The sequence below is a fragment of the Aquiflexum gelatinilyticum genome, assembly GCF_024741135.1.
Classification (GTDB): domain Bacteria; phylum Bacteroidota; class Bacteroidia; order Cytophagales; family Cyclobacteriaceae; genus Cognataquiflexum; species Cognataquiflexum gelatinilyticum.
Genome location: NZ_JANSUY010000006.1, coordinates 36,914 through 55,173, shown reverse-complemented (window position 1 = coordinate 55,173; position 18,260 = coordinate 36,914). Strand labels below are relative to the sequence as shown.

At 40.3% G+C, this 18,260-nt stretch carries 17 protein-coding genes; 13 read left to right on the top strand and 4 right to left on the bottom strand.

Features of this window, described 5'->3' with window-relative positions:
• Positions 1-139: 139 nt before the first annotated feature.
• Positions 140-271: a hypothetical protein gene (locus NU887_RS10365; protein WP_258423295.1), complete on the top strand. Its 132-nt coding sequence runs from the start codon at positions 140-142 to the stop codon at positions 269-271.
• A 57-nt stretch (positions 272-328) separates the two neighbouring features.
• Here the strand turns inward: NU887_RS10365 and NU887_RS10360 are convergent, their stop codons facing one another.
• Together NU887_RS10360 and NU887_RS10355 are read right to left on the bottom strand one after the other, a co-directional pair.
• Positions 329-2,314 (bottom strand): sensor histidine kinase, encoded by a 1,986-nt coding sequence (locus tag NU887_RS10360; RefSeq protein WP_258423294.1) that lies wholly within the window; start codon positions 2,312-2,314, stop codon positions 329-331.
• A gap of 410 nt (positions 2,315-2,724) precedes the next feature.
• Positions 2,725-3,672, bottom strand: a complete 948-nt coding sequence (locus NU887_RS10355; protein ID WP_258423293.1) for an alpha/beta hydrolase — start codon at positions 3,670-3,672, stop codon at positions 2,725-2,727.
• Between the two features lie 646 nt (positions 3,673-4,318).
• On the opposite strand from NU887_RS10355, the gene NU887_RS10350 reads away from it, so the two are divergent.
• A complete protein-coding gene (locus NU887_RS10350) occupies positions 4,319-4,660 on the top strand; it encodes a hypothetical protein (RefSeq protein ID WP_258423292.1) in 342 nt (113 codons plus the stop codon).
• 773 nt (positions 4,661-5,433) lie between these two features.
• Here the strand turns inward: NU887_RS10350 and NU887_RS10345 are convergent.
• Together NU887_RS10345 and NU887_RS10340 are read right to left on the bottom strand one after the other, a co-directional pair.
• Positions 5,434-6,051: a hypothetical protein gene (locus tag NU887_RS10345; RefSeq protein ID WP_258423291.1), complete on the bottom strand. Its 618-nt coding sequence runs from the start codon at positions 6,049-6,051 to the stop codon at positions 5,434-5,436.
• A 396-nt stretch (positions 6,052-6,447) separates the two neighbouring features.
• Positions 6,448-7,752 (bottom strand): hypothetical protein, encoded by a 1,305-nt coding sequence (locus tag NU887_RS10340; protein WP_258423290.1) that lies wholly within the window; start codon positions 7,750-7,752, stop codon positions 6,448-6,450.
• A 295-nt stretch (positions 7,753-8,047) separates the two neighbouring features.
• Between NU887_RS10340 and NU887_RS10335 the strand changes: the two genes are divergently transcribed.
• The 11 genes from NU887_RS10335 (at position 8,048) to NU887_RS10285 (ending at position 18,174) form a co-directional block, all read left to right on the top strand.
• Positions 8,048-8,938 (top strand): dioxygenase family protein, encoded by an 891-nt coding sequence (locus tag NU887_RS10335; RefSeq protein ID WP_258423289.1) that lies wholly within the window; start codon positions 8,048-8,050, stop codon positions 8,936-8,938.
• Between the two features lie 97 nt (positions 8,939-9,035).
• On the top strand, positions 9,036-10,103 hold the full coding sequence (locus NU887_RS10330) for a DUF3500 domain-containing protein (RefSeq protein WP_258423288.1): 1,068 nt from the start codon (positions 9,036-9,038) through the stop codon (positions 10,101-10,103).
• Positions 10,104-10,108: 5 nt separating this feature from the next.
• Positions 10,109-11,497, top strand: a complete 1,389-nt coding sequence (locus tag NU887_RS10325; RefSeq protein ID WP_258423287.1) for a sulfatase family protein — start codon at positions 10,109-10,111, stop codon at positions 11,495-11,497.
• Positions 11,498-11,534: 37 nt separating this feature from the next.
• Positions 11,535-12,224, top strand: a complete 690-nt coding sequence (locus tag NU887_RS10320; protein WP_258423286.1) for a hypothetical protein — start codon at positions 11,535-11,537, stop codon at positions 12,222-12,224.
• A gap of 249 nt (positions 12,225-12,473) precedes the next feature.
• Positions 12,474-12,635 carry a hypothetical protein gene (locus NU887_RS10315; protein ID WP_258423285.1) on the top strand — a complete coding sequence of 54 codons (162 nt, stop codon included), beginning with the start codon at positions 12,474-12,476 and terminating at the stop codon, positions 12,633-12,635.
• A gap of 73 nt (positions 12,636-12,708) precedes the next feature.
• Entirely contained in the window at positions 12,709-13,647 is a 939-nt protein-coding gene (locus NU887_RS10310; protein ID WP_258423284.1) for an NAD-dependent epimerase/dehydratase family protein, read from the top strand.
• 4 nt (positions 13,648-13,651) lie between these two features.
• Positions 13,652-14,317, top strand: coding sequence for a DinB family protein (locus NU887_RS10305; protein WP_258423283.1), 666 nt, complete (start codon positions 13,652-13,654; stop codon positions 14,315-14,317).
• Positions 14,318-14,369: 52 nt separating this feature from the next.
• Positions 14,370-15,545, top strand: coding sequence for an alpha-hydroxy acid oxidase (locus NU887_RS10300; protein WP_258423282.1), 1,176 nt, complete (start codon positions 14,370-14,372; stop codon positions 15,543-15,545).
• A 68-nt stretch (positions 15,546-15,613) separates the two neighbouring features.
• Positions 15,614-16,099: an ester cyclase gene (locus NU887_RS10295; protein WP_258423281.1), complete on the top strand. Its 486-nt coding sequence runs from the start codon at positions 15,614-15,616 to the stop codon at positions 16,097-16,099.
• Positions 16,096-16,989, top strand: coding sequence for an alpha/beta hydrolase (locus NU887_RS10290; RefSeq protein ID WP_258423280.1), 894 nt, complete (start codon positions 16,096-16,098; stop codon positions 16,987-16,989). Before NU887_RS10295 ends, NU887_RS10290 begins: the two co-directional genes overlap by 4 nt.
• Before the next feature lie 9 nt (positions 16,990-16,998).
• A complete protein-coding gene (locus NU887_RS10285) occupies positions 16,999-18,174 on the top strand; it encodes a DmpA family aminopeptidase (RefSeq protein WP_258423279.1) in 1,176 nt (391 codons plus the stop codon).
• Positions 18,175-18,260: the final 86 nt, after the last annotated feature.

Here is an 18,260-nt window from a genome sequence, read left to right as displayed (position 1 = left end):
TTTTTGGTTACTTTTTGTTTCAAGACAAAAAGTGACACAAGAAATTAACGCGAGTCAATTAATCACAAGAATTGTAGAAAAAAAATAATAAGATTTTCCCAACCATTTCGGTTATGAGATTCTCTACTTTAGAAAATTCGTGACCGAAATACAGAACAAACCTCCTTCTTTACCATGGGCTGCGGTGCATGAAGATTATAGTGAGTACAAATATCAGAGCAGCACCTTGACCTTGGCGATTGTAGTTTCGCCTACTTCGGGGCTATACTAAAAATATTTGATCAAGTTGAAGGAATTACTGAATCCAAATAATGAACCATCCAACAATTTAGACCTTGGCCGTTGCCTGCCTTTCGAAATTAATTAAAATCAAAGTCCCGTTGCTGACATCCTGTATCAGTTTGCCATCAATCTGACGGGTCAGCAAATCCACCAACTGCGAGCCAAAACCTGTTCCTATCGCTTTTCCAAACAGTGGTTTCCCAACTCCGTTATCACTGATTTTAAGCTGGAAATTGTCATTGTCTACATTTTTCAGACTCAGTTCAATTTTACCTTTTACTCCTTTTGGAAAGGCGTATTTCAGAGAATTTGTCAAGAGCTCATTGACTATCAGACCCAAAGGCACAGCGGTGTCCACATCCAATTCAATTTCTTTCATTTCAATATCTACCTTGATCCTGTCAGTTTCATTATAGGAGTCAAGAATGTTTTCACAGAGGTTTTCAAAATAATTTTTCATCTCTATAAATGCCAATTGCTCACTTTGATAGAGTTTCTGATGCAATATGCCCATTGACTTCACCCTGTTTTGGCTGGACAACATGACTTCCTGCATATTGGGGTCATCGATCTTTGCAAACTGCAAAGCCAACAAACCTGAGACTACCTCGAGGTTGTTTTTGACACGGTGATGGATCTCTTTCAGCAACAATACATTTTCATCATTTTTTGTGGAAAGTTCCTTTTGGGTTTTGGTCAGGTTGAGTACCATGGCATTGAGTTGGTGGGTCCGTTCTTCCACTTCCTGTTCCATGGCTAAAAAGAGCCTGCCGTATTGGTTGGTGATGTAAATGTAAATTCCCAATGGATAACTGATATACAGCAATATCAGGTCCAGGTAATAAAGCGATGTGCTAAGCGAAATGATGTCAGCATTGACCATCCTATTGACCAACAGGAATACGGAAGTACCGACTGCCCCGAAAGTCACATAAAGCGCTCCTTTGTTTTTTTCCCGGATGGCAATCCGCATGATAACCACCATTAGAATGATGACCGCAAGGATAATGGTAGCATCAAAAAGAATAAAGTTGAATACATTGACAAAATAATTGGCTGTCCTCAATAGGGCTAACCAAACCAAATGTTTGGTCCAATAGAACTTTTTGATCCTAAACAAGGAGCTGAGAGAATAGGGCAAAAAGCTGTAGCCCAAACCAAAAGCAGTTGAATTTAAGATACCACTGAAAATTGGATTGGTGAAGCCATTCAGATCCACAAACAAAAGGATGTGGGCACAGATGGCGGCGCATAAAAAGAAAAAGGTAATGAGCGTAATCACCAGGTACGGCTCTTCTTTCCTGAATTTGATGTACAGTAAAACATGCAACAACAATAGGATAGAAAGCACGACCACAATCACGGAAAGAGTAGCAAAACTGTTGGCATACCGAAAGTCTGAATATTCTGCCCGGAGGGAATTCGAAAAGCCGATATTAAAGCCTAGGTTTTCAGAAAAGTACCTGAAGATCTGATGGTTTGTTTTGGCTTGATGGTTTGAAAACCTCACAGCAAGGGTGTGCAAATCATTTGGCGAGATTTTCAAAGGCCTGTCCCCGGCATAGTTGGGAGAATATGTTTTTTCATTTTTGCTGTCCGGTGAAAAATTTCCAAATGAAGCCACAAGCTCACCGTCCAGGTAAATTTCTGCTGCACCCCAAGAATAGAAATATAGCCTTTCTATTTCGGCAACTGTTTTTGGGTCGGCCGTGAAACTGATCCTCCACCATCCATATCCCGACCAAAGGCTGTCGGGCATTTGGTAGGCTTTCAGTTCGATCGGGTTTAAATTATACCAATTGCTATCATCAAAATCCGGCTTTGCCCATTCAATATTGTCACCGGGTTGGTACTTCCAATTTTCTTTGAATTTTAATTCCAGCAAACCTTCCTTAAACAGGCCACCTTCGATGTGAGGTTTTTGGGCATAGCAATCTAAAGTACTGAAATTGAAAATTATGAAGGCGAAAATAAAAAAGTATGGATATTTCGATATTGTAAGTTTCAATTGATTCAAGTGACCTATCAGCATATACCAAACATAAATTTATTTTTTGAGATTTGTAAAAAAAAGTAAACCATTTGGTAACGAAAAAATAAAATAGAGGCGAAAATACAAGGAGAAATTATGATTTGCGTAAAAGGAAATCAGAAATCAAACCATTTCCATGACTATTATAATTTAGCCCACTAAAGGGCTTAATTCCAAAATCCCCAACCTCTTGGTAAAAACTTCCTATGGTACCCCCGCGCAAAGGAAAATTCGCCGCCGCGGACCGTACTGTCGATGGGAGACCAGGAAATGGTCCAAAAAAAAATAACCACGGGTCTCAACCCGTGGCTTAGTGGATATCAAAATGTCTTTTCGACCCCGAAGGGTGTCTAACTTTTTTTCGGACTTGGTACTAGTCGATTGAAACCAGCCATTGAAATTTCCCGGCTTTATTTTGCAGCAAGAAACTTATTGACATCCAACCAATGGATAAAGGCATCAAACCATTTATTACTGGTCCTGCCGGGATTACCCAGACCAAATCCATGTCCTCCATTCTGATACAGATGCAATTCCACCGGGATACCTGCTTTGTACCAGGATTCAATCACCCCAAACTGTCCCTGAAACAGAAAATCATCCGTCGCAATCGCATTGAACATCGGAGGGGCATTTTTGGGAACGTCTACGGGACCCATGCCTCCATAAATAGGACCGATAAAGGCAAGCTTCATGGTTTTGGAGTGAAGGGTAGAATGCATCGTTAATCCAGCACCTGCAGAGAAACCGATCATTCCGATCCTGTCGGTATCCACTCCCCATTCCTTTGCCCTGTCAACGATCATGGCATAAGCTGCTTCTGCATCCTCGAGTTGGTTGGATAAGTCTCTTTGCGGTGGACGGGGAGGAGTGGCAGGTTGTGCGGAACCGGAAGCTGGTGCTGCAGGTGGTGCAGTTCTAGGACGGTTCATCCAAGCCGAAAAATCCTCTAAAGACTCCGGAGTAGGGTTGAGCCGGTACTTGAGAACGAAAGCCGCGATTCCCTGTTTCGCAAGTGCCTCTGCGACTTCCCAACCTTCATTGCCCATTGACAACCAACTGAATCCTCCTCCCGGTGCCACGATCACGGCAGTACCTTTTCCTTTTCCCGGTTCGGGGAGGAAAGGAGTAAGGGTGGCAACAGTGATGTTTCGGGCCATCGGATCGCCCCATTGTTTGAACCAACTTTCTTTTGCAGGTTGGTTTTCGACGCCTCCTGTACCAAGTAAAATGGCCCGCGGTTCTGCAGGTGCTTCAAGTGGGTAGATCGTCCCGTCCTGTGCCAAGGCTGCAGTGCCAAACGCAAGGAAACAGACCAAAAAGGCTTGAAAAGTCAAGGATTTAAAGTTGTAGTGCATGGTTTTTTAGGTTTATTGTATTTAGCTTAATAGGTTATCTATATTGTGAAACCTCCAACAGGAGGTAAAATGGCAGTTTTGAATGATGAATATAAGGAAAGATATTAAAAAAAATGTCAATTGTACACTTATTATATTTTGATCTGCTTTGAGATTACAAGAATGGTGTGAAATCATGTCCAATCTGCAACGTCATCCTCTATGGAAGACCCACCGTTAGACCCTTTAGGTCGGACGGTTCACCAAAAAGCCATGTGAGTTTACTTCAGAAGCGACTCAGTTCACCAAATTGGTGACTCAGTTAGGTAAAAAGTGTGACCCCATTTTTCAAACGCTACAACCCTTCTTCATTCCATCAATTCTAGTCAACAAACTGCTAACCGTTATACAAAACTATCTTTTTTTAAAATAATTTACCTAAACCCTTTTTTCTTAATCAAACAATAACTACATTTTGTTCTAAGTACATGGTACTTACAGTTTTTTATTATTCACCCCTGATTTTCAATGTATGGATAACAGAAACTCCATCGAGATCCCAGAAGCGGATTTCCAGGCCATCAAGGCCAACCTTCAGAATATACAGAGCCTCTTGGCTCCGTATGTCATTGCCCTCACGCCGGAACAGCGCAAGAAGCTTCCCAAAATGAGTGACGGCACAGAGCCTTTTGTCGACAAGGCCTTGGACTACTCCATCAACAGCCCGGAGTTTCTTCCGGCTTTTGTTGATCAGGCAGAGTTCCAAAAAGACTGGAACAACAGCAGCGGTCTGATGGCTTTGATCCGGATCATGGCGCAGATTCAGGACACCATGAGCGATACCGCCATGCAATCGGGATCATCTGCCTATGTCAGCGCCCTGAGCTATTACAATTCGGTCAAGCAAGCTGCGAAAGTCAATGCCCCTGAAGCCAAAGCCATCTATGAAGACATGCGGAAGCGGTTTGAAAAGAAGCCCCGAAGCACCAATGGCGGATCGGGTGTGTAAAAGAATTCCATTGATTTGAACTATTTAAGCATTAAAAGCCGGACCGTATGGTTCGGCCTTTTTTATGAAATATCAAAAATACCTAATCGAGAATTTACGGAGACCAACTTTGAATCTCAGAAGACCAAGTTTGATACTAAAAGATGCTCGCTTGATATAAAAAGACTCAACCTTGATATAAATAAATCCTCGCTTGATAAAAAAAGACCCAACCTTGATATAAATAAATCCTCGCTAGATACAAAAAGAGTCAAACTTGATACAAAAAGATCATCGCTTGATATGATTAGCATCACCGACGATATAAATAGAGTCAACTTTGATACTAAAAGACTCAACTTTGATACTAAAAGGTCCTAGCTTGATATAATAAGGTGCCTGCTAAATTAAAAGAACGAAAGGGTGGGTAAAAAGATAAGCGAGTTTGTACCTCGCTAGGCGTATTTGGAATTACGGCTTTCTATCAATTAGAATTTGTAATTCAATTTTTTAGGTGGAGCGCATTGTTTGTCGATAATGGTAGCCAATTAAAATTGGCAGAAATATAAGAGTGGAATTACAAATTCTACCTTGACCACGATAAAACGTTTAACTACACCCAGAGGGTAATATTCAGTTTCAAAACGGTTGTCAACGGTTTGCAGCTACCCGAAGGTGGCGATTTCGAAGCACTTCACGGTCAACCAAGCGCAAACTTTGATAGAAGCACAAAGCTTGATTTAACCACTTAACCGCCACTTTTGGGTAGGTGCTGTTATGTGTAGCCTTTCTTTTCATTCGTTTAGTACTAGTTTTCCCTTTAATTCTGCTTCTGTCGTTGTCCAACCGTCCTTGTATAATTTGTCCCAACCCCTTTTACCGTTGTCAATGAAAGTTTGTGCGGCAAACGGCTTTAAGTTGCTGTCAAACATTTCTATTTTGTCAAACCAAATTCTTATGTCAATTGTCTTTTTACTGTATTTGTCTTCTTGAAAAAGGTCAATTGTATGTTGCTTTTCAAAGGAGTCACTAAAAATTTCGTCAAAGCTCACATTGTCTTTCCATTGCTTGAAAATTAACTCTTCATCATTGTCTATAAACTCCCAACCATAAAGCGATTCATTTTTAAATTCACTCATTTTGTTAGAAAGTTCGTTTGTGTCAAATTTTATAGCTTTTGTTTCAGGTACAAGAGTCAATGAAGAAGCAAGACGTCCAACGTTTCTAAAAGCAAACAGAAATCTATTGTCATTGGGAATTGTCCCGTCTTGTTGAATGGCAATCGGATAGAAAGTAAGATAAACAGTTCTAACTTCCTTGTCAAAATCAAGTCCGACAATAATTGCTTCGTTTAAAGCAAGGTTAAGTCCGTCTTTTATGTCTTCGGTGATGTCTGTCATACGGTTACACATAACGATTGTATATCAACAACACTTGTTGATATCTACCTGATTTGGGCTGGTATCCACAATATTGTTGTTATTTTTCAATTACTTAAACATAAAACTAATTCTCTAAATAACCAATCCACCTGAAAAATATCCCCCACGCTAGGCTTAATTAGAAATAACGCCTTTCTATCATTTTGATCTTGTACAGCTTGTCGGGATGTAATTCAATTTAGAAAAATAAATTAAGAAAAATAGATTTGAAAATAAATTGCAAATTGGGAAAATAAAAGGGTGGAATTACAAATTCCACCCAGTCCCACGAGCAAACCTTTAACTACACCCAGAGGGGGGAGGAAGCTATCGGTGTTTAATCAGTTTAAGTATCAAATGGAGTAATACCCCGAAATTAATTTAAAATCATTTTTTTTCTTTTTGGGAGTTATTTTTAATAAAAGTTTCATTTAGATTAATTTTTTCAAAAGTTTCAAGTACTTTTTTATGAAGTTTTTTATCATTTCTTATTTCATTAAAAATCGGCCAATCCTCATATTTTTCTATTGTTAAATCGTCTGCAACAATAGCTTTTTCCACTAGTTCGACAGCTTCAAAATGTCTGTTATTTAAGGTTAAATGAGCGATTTTATATAGTGGTGTTAAAGCACCTGTTTTAATTGTTGATAAAATAAGGTTTAATTCTTCTAATTTATTTAGTCTCTTTAGTGCTATGCATTGATTAAATTTAATTTTATAAATTATATCGTCCTCTTCGTCATTTTTTGCTTTAATTCTTTTTTCAGTGTAAGAACAAATTTTCTCAACGAAAACATGATTTGAATTTTTTAAATTATTAAAACTTATATCTACTATTTCTTTAATAGCATTTGTAGTATCATTTTTGTCCCAATTTCCCCAACAATTTAAACATAAAAGAACTCCAGCAAGTTTAATTTCACTTAAAGCATTAAGAAAGTATTCTTTTTCGATTTTTACTTCATCATTTAAATTAAAGTTAAATGGATTTTTGGAACGAGAAATATATTTATTATTTACTAATGAATTGTTGTGAATAATTATGTTTCTTCTTTCTCTAATTTCAGTAATTAAATTCCAATTTATAATTTCAGTTTCTAGATTGATTTTTAATTTCTCGCTGAAATAAGTTTTTAATTCCTCAAAGTTCATTTCAATTAATAAAGATTCAACTTCTTTGTAAATTAAATCCTCATATGCTTCCTCAATTGAATTATATTTCTTTAAATCATCAAAAGAAATATTTAACTTTTTACTATCTATAGTTGTAGTATTTTTTTTAAAGTTATATGTCAGCAGATCAGAGAATAAAAACTCAAAATAATTATTTAGCATTATAAATGCTCCTTTTGTCAAGGTTCCATAATTCTTTGCAGGAATTTTTGGTGATTGTTTAATTTTATGAATTATTCTTTCAACCTCTTCTTTAGTTAGCTTTATTTCTAATTTTTCTGTTTTGTTTCGATTTTCAAAATCTTCACCAAAAATCTCTTTTAAAATATATTCCCTATATTCTATCCTTTCTTTTTCAATTACTTTGTCTTCATTCTCAGCTACCGGTGCAATTCTCATAAAAAAAACCTCAACACTTGTAAAATTATTTAAAAATGATTCATATATGTCTTTGATTCTTTTCATTTGATCTTTTTTTTGTATTTCATGCTTTACTGTATCTGAATTGCCCTTTTTCATATTAAATATTTATAATTTAATTTAAAATTTTAGATGATTTTATTTGAGGCTTAATCATTTTAAATTGATCACCATAAGTATAAACTTCAAGAACATAAACATAAAACTATTTTCCTAATTATCCAATCTTGCATCCTACCTTTCTTTAATACGCCCGAAAAATATTTCCCTTGTTTAGGGAAGTATCTTGGGATGTTGGTACTTGATTCTTTGGTCAGAATCGGATTTGCCCAAATATTTTTTTAGATTGGAATTGGATTGTCAAAGATGTTTTTCCAACCAAAACCCAAAGGCCATGAATAGAAGAGATTTTATCAAAACATCAGCCCTATGCGCCACTGCTGTGAGTGCATTCGGATTTATACGCTTTGACGGGACAAGGTATGTGGGAGATTGTGCTACGACTTCTGATATTTTGGGGCCATTTTACAGACCCGGCAGTCCCGAGCGCAGCAACTTGGTTGTAGCCGGTTCGAAGGGCCGCAAAGTACAACTCCTCGGGAAAATTCTTCATCAGGATTGTACTACGCCTTACCAAAACGCAAAGGTTGAGCTTTGGCATTGTGACGAAGCGGGTGTCTATGACAATGCCACTGCAGCCTTTAACTACCGAGGTACTGTTTATACAGACACCGAAGGCAATTATTCTTTTCAGACCATCATCCCTGTTCCCTATGATGCGGGTGGGGGCTTGATCCGTCCGGCACATTTTCACATGATGGTGACCGCGGAGGGCTATCAGTCTTTGGTGACGCAGCTGTATTTTACGGGGGATAAAAACATCCCCAAAGACCCTTGGGCCAAGGCTGCCAAAGACCGTCAGTTGAAAGTGGAGGACGATCCAAAGGGTGTCAGCAAAGTAGTCTTCAATGTGGGAATGGCAAGGACCTTGGCTGTAGAACCTGCTTCCCTCGACAAGCTGACAGGAACCTATGTCCATGAAAATGACCCAAAAAAAACTATCACCCTTTTTAATAACCAAAATACCCTTTGGCTCAAAAATGAGGTTTTTGGAGAAGAATATGTGTATGCAGGTAACAACCTCTTTGTCTATCCAAGCAATCCTGAGGGAAGTTTCGAAAAGCTTGAGTTTGACATCAGTCCCACCGGGGCCATCAAGCTGACGCGGTCTTTCCAATATGTTGATCTGGGAAAAGGTACCGAAGTGTATGTCAAAAATGCTTGATAAATAAAATACAGAAAGGACAGAAGACGGAAGTTCCCGAAATTTAAGCAATTAAGCAGTTAACCATTTAATCCAATTCATAACCTCCGATTCTCTAATGAAAAAAACCATTTTCCTTCTTGTCTTCATTTTAACATTTTCAATCGGACTCTTTGCCCAATCCAAAACAGACATGGTCAAAGTCACTGTGGATTTTATGGAAACCCTTTCTGCCAACCAAAAAGACAGTGTCCTCTTCTCGATGGATGACAGCCTCCGCACCAATTGGACTAACCTTCCGATAGGTTTGGCACCACGGAAAGGACTCCGATACGGGGATTTGTCTGAGGTCAGCAAGGAAAAATTCCACAAAATCCTCAGCACGATTTTCAGTTCACAGGGATACCTCAAGACCTTTGCCATCATGCAGGTGGATGATATTTTGCATGAGATCTTTGAGATTGCCCATCAACGAAAAGAAATTGACGACCGGACGATCGGGTTTATCAGGAAACTGGATTGGGATTACGGTAATTATTACCTCGCCATCCTCGGCAATCCCGGGATGGACACGGCTTGGGGTTTCAAGTTTGAAGGACACCACATCTCCATCAACCTGACGGTGACCAAGGATTCCTTTTCGATGACACCGTTGTTTTTTGGTTCTGATCCTGCTGTGGTGCAGGTTACCCAATATTCAGGTTTGCGGCCGCTGAGTAAGGAGGAGGATTATGGTTTTTGGTTTGTCAATACCTTGGATGAAAATCAAAAAGCCAAAGCGACCTTGAGTCAGGAAGTCCCTAAGGATATCCTGACTAATCCTGACCGACCACAGTGGTATGAAGAGTTTATGGGGATCAAAGGTTCAGAGCTCCGACCCGAGCAGCAGAAAGTGCTCCATTACCTCATCGAAGAGTATATGAACAATATGGAAAAGGAGAAGGCAGAAGAATACCTCGCCATCCTGCATGCAAGGGGAATGGATGAAGTGTATTTTGCCTGGATCGGAAGCTATGAACCCATGAAAGCGCATTACTACATGATCCACAGTCCGGATTTTATCATCGAGTATGACAATGTCGGTTTCCTTGACAATGCCAACCATATCCATTCGATTTTCAGAGAAAAGGGAAATGATTTTGGAGAGGATATCTTGAGAAAACATTTGATGGAGCATAAGCATTAAAAGAAATGAAAGGAAAAATTCAATTGATATTTTTGGCAATTCTGCTTTATTCCTGCGGAAATGAGGCAGAAAAAAAGAGCCAATCTCCACTACCAAACATCGTTTTCATCTTTGCTGATGATCTTGGATATGGGGATTTGGGCTGTTTTGGTGCTACGGATATTGCCACGCCAAACATTGACAGAATAGCAGCAGAGGGGATAAAATTCACCTCTTTTTTGTCCGCGTCGCCCGTTTGTAGTCCATCCCGTGCAGGACTTTTGACAGGACGGATGCCCCAACGTATGGGTATAAATTCAGTGTTTTTCCCTGAAAGCTTTACAGGGATGGATCCCGAGGAAATCACCATCGCTGAAATCTTAAAAGATAAAGGTTACCGCACTTCAGTAGTAGGAAAATGGCACTTGGGCCATATGGAGAAGTTTCTTCCCCTCAATCAGGGTTTTGATGAATACTTTGGAATTCCGTATTCCAATGACATGGAATCCGTCGTTTACCTAAGGGGAAATGATGTCGTCGATTTCAAGGTAGATCAACAATATACGACCAAAACCTATACTGAGGAATCTTTAAAATTCATTGATTCTGCAGTGGGTAATCCCTTTTTCCTTTATTTAGCCCACAATATGCCCCATGTCCCGATTTATGCCTCTCCGGATTTTCAGGGAACTTCCAACAGGGGACTTTATGGAGATGTCATTCAGGAATTGGATTGGAGTGTGGGAGAAGTTCTACGAAAATTGGAGGAAAAGGGAATTCTTGAAAACACACTGATTGTATTTTCATCAGACAATGGGCCTTGGCTGGTGATGGAAGACCATGGAGGTTCGGCCGGTCCACTCAGAGAAGGCAAGCAATTTACCTTCGAAGGAGGAGTACGCGTCCCGACCGTGGCGATGTGGAAAGGGAAAATCGAACCGGGTCAAGTCTATGAGGACTTGGCAACACAAATGGATTGGTTTCCTACTTTTTGTAAACTGGCCGGTGCTGAGATACCTCAAGACCGTGAGATCGATGGAAAGGACCTCAGTCCAGTGCTTTTTGAAAATGGCCGCAGGGAAGGGGATACTTTCCTATACTACATGCTTTCGAGTCAGGAAGGATATCGGGAGGGAGATTGGAAGATCAAACGTCCCTATGAGGGATTTGCCGGTACGAGAGGTATGAAAAAAGTGGATGCCCACGATACGCTATTATTTAACCTAAAAACCGACCCGGGAGAAACCACAAATCTACTGAGGGAAAACCCGGAGAAAACCGCCCAAATGATGCGGGCAATGGAATTGGCGGTAAAGCAATTGGGTCCTTTGCCGGATAATAAAGTAATCAGAACTCCTGCGGACAACAGTCATTATGAATATTTGGATCAAAAGCGGAAGCCCAAAGATAACTGATCATTTTATTTAATATTTCACATAAAAATCTGACAGGATGAAGTTTCAAAATACAGGATATTATTATCTAGCCTTTTTGGTTCTGGCCTTTGTTGGGTTTTGGCCCTCTTACTTCTCTAAGTTTTTTGATGGGTCAGCAGACTTTAACCAATACTTTCAGTTTCATGTGGTTACAGCCCTCTTGTGGGTGGCGATGTTGGTGATCCAACCGATTTTGATTCGTAAAAAGAAGTTTGCGCTGCATAGAACGATTGGGAAGTTTTCTTATTTCTTAGTTCCGTTTCTGTTTATTTCTGTTTTGCTTTTGGCCAATAACCGAATCAGCCCCGATTTGGAATTTGTTGGTCCTGAGTTCTGGATTCCGTTTAAGGATTTGGTGATATTCAGCTATGGCTTTGGAATTGCTATTTGGTATAGGCATTCCATGGCGATTCACGCCAGGGGGATGATAGTGGCCGGATTGGCATTGTTGGAGCCTGTGATGGTGCGTGTGATGTATAATGTTTTAGGCCTTCAGGGAACATATCCCTATATACTTGGGATATCGTTGGGCTATGTGGTCCTTATGGTCCTGATTTTTTTGGAACGAAATGAAAAACAGGGGAGATGGGTATTTCCAGTTGGATTAGGTGTTTTCCTTATCGTCCATATTATTCGAATCACTGGTTTTAACCCTGATTTTTGGGAGAGATTTTCGCATTGGTTTGTTTCTCTGCCTTTGACTTGAGATTGAATTAATGGAAGGTTGTCCAATAATGTTTTCTCTTTATTTCTTTACGACCTAAAGACCTTCCTCTGAAAAGAAATCCTACACTTTGGGGAAGAAATAAACAGGTTTCGTCCTAAGAGGGCATAAGGTAAGGATTGAGTTTTTTAGATTGTAAGATTGGCGAATCAAGGTCAAAACGCCACATACAATAATTCGATGAACCTGTTGGTATTTTATTTCACTTAATTTCCTTTTTTCCTATTTCCAATGATGAGAACTAAATCCCTCAAAAGTTTCCCTGACTTGTTTTTTTTCTTGCAGGTAGGAGATGAAAATGCATTTGTAAACGGGGCTTTTATTTTGAAAGATGGGGAGACCGTTCCCAATGTTTTTCCAGGGCAAGGGGTGTATGGGAAGTTTAAGAAGTGATTAGCAGGCATTCTTTAAAATAAATTACGGGAAAACCCAAAAAATATAAGACGAACTATAAAAATAACCAAATATGAAAAAAGTAGGCATCATCGGGGGTTCTGGCTTTATTGGAAGCTATAACACCCAAAAGTTTTTAAGCGAAGGATACAAGGTAAAAGTATCAACCACAGACCTTTCTAAAAAAGAAAAGTATGAACATTTGCTCAGTCTCAAAAATGCTGAGAACCTGGAGATCGCCCAATTGGATGTGGAAAACAAACAGGAGCTTATGGATTTTCTGAAGGACTGTGACATTGTGATTCACGGAGGAACTCCCTTCCAATTGGATGTGAAAGACCTTCAGAAAGAACTGTTTGACCCGACCATCAAGGGAACGGAAAACTTTCTCGAAGCAGTTCTCAAAACTCCAGGAATTGAAAAAGTCGTATTCATTGCATCCGTGGCAGCATACAACACAAGCTTTCCATTTTTACCTGCAGGAAAAAAGGAAGGTGATCAAATTACTGAGGAAGATGCACCATTTATGAGCGAAGAAGGCATTCCTTATGCCCAAGCCAAGTTTATCGCCAATCAGGCGGTCAATAAATTCATCGGAGAACACCCGAATCTGAGTTTTGAAATTACTTCTGTTTCACCGACGGGTGTAATGGGAAAATCTTTGTCAAACAGACAGGATTCCACTTCCACGGGTATTCAATTTCTGTTTAAAAATAAAATTGCTCCTAACCCTTTTATACAAATGATCTACGACATGGATGTATTATGGGCATTGGTAGATGTAGAAGATGTTGCCGATGCAATTTTCAAAGCAGCCACTGCCAAAAACATCCATGGAAAAAATTATCTCTTATCAGGGGAAAGTTATAGGGTATCAGATGTGACATTGATGCTCAACAATCAACCTCCATTAGGCAAGCCGGAAATTATTTACAGTTCTACGTTGGCAACAAAGGACTTGGGAATAGCATTTAAGCCTGTCAGCATTCCTTTGAATAACTATTCCTCGTAAGAAAATGAAAAATACCAAACCTTCTACACGCAGAGATTTCATGAAATCTGCTGCAGTCCTTACCTCGAGCACACTTGCACTCTCCTTGTTGCCGCAATTTAGCACAGCTATCCCTCTCCCGACAGAAAATCGGAACAATGTAATCGGACCCAGAGAAGGTTTTTCTCTTCATATAGGAACCTTGTTATCCATGATGACTTGGATGAGGGACGTGATTCTGATGCCGGTAAGAGGAATGACTGTGAAAGAATTGGATTTTCTATTGGATGAAAATTCTAACTCTATCGGTGCGATGTTGCTTCATTTGGCCGCTACGGAGCGGTTTTATCAGGTCCATACATTCGAGGGAAAGGCATGGGGAGATTTTAGCAAAGAAGATTTGAACCGATTTGAGGTGGCGATGAACCTAGGTGACGAAGCCCGAAAAACCATCAAAGGCAATAATCTGGATTACTACCTTGATATTATGACCGAAGTGAGGGAAAATACCATCAGGGAGTTTAAAAAAAGAGACGACAATTGGCTGTTGGCGGTCGACGAAGATTGGCCTTGGGGTCCGACCAACAATTACTGCAAGTGGTTTCATGTCTGTGAGCATGAATCCAACCACAACGGACAATTCAAATACATCAAAAGCAGGCTTCCGGGAGGTAAATTCAGTAGGGGGTAATCGGGCTACAAATCAAATATTTTATTTAAAAAATAACATCAAAATGGATAATATGGATCCCTTCCAAAATTCTGATCTTCAAAGGCGCAAATTCCTTGAATGGATCGGTTTATCGGGTTTGGCCTTGGCTTTTCCGGCGATATCGCTCTCTGGATGCCAATCTAGTCGATTCCATGAAGATGAAAAGCAGGAGTTTAAAAATGTCTTTGACTTGGAAGGTTTGTCCGAAAAAGTCATGGGAAAAGACGCCATTGATTATTTGAATGGAGGAGCTGATGATTCAAAAACCGTAAAGGCAAACGTTGTGGCTTATCAGAAAATTCAGATTAGAGCGCGCAGATTAATTGATGTCAGTACGATCTCCACAAAGGTTGAACTGTTTGGACAGACCTATGAAACTCCCATTATTTTAAGTCCCGTCGGATTTCAGAAATTCTTTCATCAAGACGGGGAAGTAGCAACAGCAAAAGCATCAGTCAAGAAACAGCATCAGATGATTGTTTCTTCAGTTTCCAACTATTCCGTGAATGAAATTGCAGCGCAATCCCAAGCCGATCTTTGGTTTCAGCTTTATCCTACGACAAATAGAGAGGTTACTAAAAAACTCCTTGAACGGGCAGAAAAGGCAGGATGTAAGGTTTGTGTATTGACTGTGGATACTCCTGTGATAGGAAACAGAGAAAGAGGTGGGACAACACTTACCAAATTGATATATTCCAAAGAACTCAAAATGGGGAATTATGAGGGAATATTAACTGAAGGAACCGGGATTGATGACCCGGGATTGACTTGGGAAATCATATCATGGTTAAGGGCAAACTGTGACATGAAAATTGTACTGAAAGGAATTGTTACCCGAGAGGACGCTACGCTCGCCCTTGAGTATGGTGTCGACGGAATTATTGTCTCCAATCATGGGGGAAGGCAATTGGAAAGCCTTCGGTCCACTATTGAATGCTTACCCGAGATAGTTGAGGAAATCAAAGGCAGAATTCCAGTTTTAATCGATGGAGGAATCAGAAGAGGGACAGATATATTCAAAGCATTGGCAATAGGCGCAAATGCAGTTTGTATCGGAAGACCGTTCTGCTGGGGACTTGGTGCCTTGGGTCAAGAAGGAGTAGAAATCGCGCTGGATATTCTTAAGGCTGAGTTAATCCGGGACATGCAACTCGCCGGGACGCCTTCTATTGAAAAAATTACGTGTGATTTTGTAATCGGATTCTAAATAGAATTTGAATTGGTCCATTTGAGTTGCATGTAAAAAAAGCCTCAGTACTTTAAACAAACACCAAAATGAAAAAATCTTTCTGTGCAGGTCTGATGCTTATAGTATGCATGTTTATTTACAGTTGTGGTTCAGAACCAAATCAAATAGACCTTGACGCCAACCGTGATGTTGTAAGAGATTTTCACCGGATTTGGAGCGACGGAAAAGTAATGGAATTGGAGAAAATAATATCTCCCGATTTTGTATGCCACTTTATCAACGAAATTGAGTGGAGGGGAATTGATGGAGCAAAACATTCAATTACAAGCCATAGAAAAATATTTCCGGATTGGAAAGAAGAGATAGTCGATATGGTAAGTGAAGGCGACAAAGTGGTGACAAGATATAGATCGACAGGTACCCAATTGGGAGCATTCGAAGGACTTGATGCTACGGGTATCAAAGTAACCATCTATGAAACCTCCATATACAGAATAGCGGATGGGAAAATTGTAGAGCAATGGGGTTTTCCCGACGCATTAAGTTTGAAAAACCAACTTACCAAAAAATGAAAAAAGCCAGCTTAAACCTATTCCTTATTTTTTTATTTCTGCTTTCCTCCTGTTCCAAAAAAATGACATCTGCGGTAGAATTATCCGCTACAGAAAAGGAAACTGTTTACCAGATTTTAAAAGACGTTTCTTATGGTTCAGATGTGGAACAGGTGATGGATATCTACCTGTCCCAAAAAGCAAAATCCTTTGGAAAGCGGAATTACACAATCGTATTCCTTCATGGAGGAGGCTATTACTTCAGCGACAAAAGTCAGGAGGAAAGGTACATTGAACCTTACCTCAAGAAAGGTTTGAATGTCGTCAACCTGAATTACAGACTGAAGAGAGGGATTCCCCTTGCAACAAGCGACCTTACAAATGCCCTGAATTTTCTCAAAGCCAACAACGCTGACTATGGTTTGAATTTGAAGAATGTGGTTGTGTCAGGCTTTTCGGCAGGGGCTCATATTGCGACCAATGTGGGCCTTGCCCAAAACAATCCGGAGTATCCCAATAAACTTGACGATGGCATCCAAATCGTAGGAATCATCAATTTTTCTGGGCCAGTGGATGGATTGGATGTGGTGGAAAGGATTTTTACTGAGCATGAGAATGAACAGTTTAAAGCCTTAGGTCTGGCACTTTTCCCTGCTGAAGGTTTTGAATCAAAAGAAAACTTGGCTGTTTTTGAACCGATTACCTACTTTGACCCAAAAGACCCGCCCATTTTTTTGTGGCATGGGGGCTTGGATGATCAGATTCCGGTGGTGACTTTCAAAAAATTTATTCCCTTGCTGAGAAATGATAAAGACCTTAGGATATTTATACCCGGGGGAAAGCACAGCCCAAATCAAGAGGAATTTGAAAATGCTTATATTGAGATATTTAAGTTTTTGGATGAATTATAAGCCAACAATATGAAAAACGCTATTCTACTTCTTATCCTTTCCTTCACACTTTCAGTTTCTTTCGCCCAAAAACCAAGGGCCAGAGATTTGGGAGTTCCATTTAACGGCACAACAGGTCAATTCAATGCCATCACTGATGTCAAGGGTGTGGAAGTGGGATATAGCACCATCATCTCAGGAAGTGGTGAAAATATCGTTGGCAAAGGTCCGGTCAGAACTGGAGTCACAGCCATTTTCCCACGGGGCAAAGCTCAAAAATTCAGTCCTGTGTTTGCGAATTGGTACAGCCTCAATGGAAACGGCGAAATGACAGGAACCACTTGGCTGACCGAATCCGGCTTCCTGGAAACTCCGATTATGATTACCAATACCAACAGTGTTGGCGTCGTCAGGGATGCGGTATTGAAATGGTATGTGGATACCGATTGGTATAAGGGGGAAGAATGGTGGTACACCTATCCTGTGGTGGCAGAGACTTATGACGGGTTTTTGAATGATATCTATGGTTTTCATGTCAAGGAAGAACATGTGCTAGAAGCGATTGAAAACGCCTCAAGTGGCAAAATAGCCGAAGGAAATGTAGGCGGAGGTACGGGGATGATGTGTTTGGGTTTCAAAGGAGGAACTGGAACTTCCTCGAGAATTGTCAAAGTCAAAGATTCCTCTTACACCGTGGGTGCTTTGGTGCAGGCAAATTTTGGCAGAAAACCTTCACTGACCATTGCAGGAGTTCCGGTAGGAAGGGAGCTGTTGGATACTTTGAACAATGAACTGAAATTGCCGCCACAATCTTATCGGAAAGAAGGGGACGGTTCCATCATCGTGGTCGTGGCGACCGACGCACCTTTGCTTCCCCATCAGTTGAAGCGGATTGCAAATCGCGTTCCGATCGGAATCGGCAATACCGGAGGAATCGGGACCAATGGTTCGGGGGATATTTTTATCGCTTTTTCCACCGCCAATCCTGACGCTTTTCAGCGGGATGATTTTTCAGAAGTGGAGATGCTGCCAAATGACCTGATTGATCCTTTATTGGAAGCTACAGTTCAGGCAGTCGAAGAAGCCATCATCAATGCCATGATTGCTGCAGAAACCATGGAAGGCATCAATGGAAACAAGTCTTATGCTTTGCCTCATGGATTACTGGTAGAAGTGCTTAAAAAATACAATCGGTTGGAAGAATAATAGTGGATAGTTCTGCGGCTTCTCCTGAAGCAGTATTTGGATAAAACTTAAAGTCCGGATTCCGGAGAAGTAGGACAACCGGGAAA

Bases quoted from the DNA above. Each gene is read 5' to 3' on its own strand.
- NU887_RS10360 (WP_258423294.1), bottom strand. From the start codon at position 2,314: ATGCTGATAGGTCACTTGAATCAATTGAAACTTACAATATCGAAATAT.
- NU887_RS10355 (WP_258423293.1), bottom strand. From the start codon at position 3,672: ATGCACTACAACTTTAAATCCTTGACTTTTCAAGCCTTTTTGGTCTGT.
- NU887_RS10350 (WP_258423292.1), top strand. From the start codon at position 4,319: ATGAGTGACGGCACAGAGCCTTTTGTCGACAAGGCCTTGGACTACTCC.
- NU887_RS10345 (WP_258423291.1), bottom strand. From the start codon at position 6,051: ATGTGTAACCGTATGACAGACATCACCGAAGACATAAAAGACGGACTT.
- NU887_RS10340 (WP_258423290.1), bottom strand. From the start codon at position 7,752: ATGAAAAAGGGCAATTCAGATACAGTAAAGCATGAAATACAAAAAAAA.
- NU887_RS10335 (WP_258423289.1), top strand. From the start codon at position 8,048: ATGAATAGAAGAGATTTTATCAAAACATCAGCCCTATGCGCCACTGCT.
- NU887_RS10330 (WP_258423288.1), top strand. From the start codon at position 9,036: ATGAAAAAAACCATTTTCCTTCTTGTCTTCATTTTAACATTTTCAATC.
- NU887_RS10325 (WP_258423287.1), top strand. From the start codon at position 10,109: ATGAAAGGAAAAATTCAATTGATATTTTTGGCAATTCTGCTTTATTCC.
- NU887_RS10320 (WP_258423286.1), top strand. From the start codon at position 11,535: ATGAAGTTTCAAAATACAGGATATTATTATCTAGCCTTTTTGGTTCTG.
- NU887_RS10315 (WP_258423285.1), top strand. From the start codon at position 12,474: ATGATGAGAACTAAATCCCTCAAAAGTTTCCCTGACTTGTTTTTTTTC.
- NU887_RS10310 (WP_258423284.1), top strand. From the start codon at position 12,709: ATGAAAAAAGTAGGCATCATCGGGGGTTCTGGCTTTATTGGAAGCTAT.
- NU887_RS10305 (WP_258423283.1), top strand. From the start codon at position 13,652: ATGAAAAATACCAAACCTTCTACACGCAGAGATTTCATGAAATCTGCT.
- NU887_RS10300 (WP_258423282.1), top strand. From the start codon at position 14,370: ATGGATCCCTTCCAAAATTCTGATCTTCAAAGGCGCAAATTCCTTGAA.
- NU887_RS10295 (WP_258423281.1), top strand. From the start codon at position 15,614: ATGAAAAAATCTTTCTGTGCAGGTCTGATGCTTATAGTATGCATGTTT.
- NU887_RS10290 (WP_258423280.1), top strand. From the start codon at position 16,096: ATGAAAAAAGCCAGCTTAAACCTATTCCTTATTTTTTTATTTCTGCTT.
- NU887_RS10285 (WP_258423279.1), top strand. From the start codon at position 16,999: ATGAAAAACGCTATTCTACTTCTTATCCTTTCCTTCACACTTTCAGTT.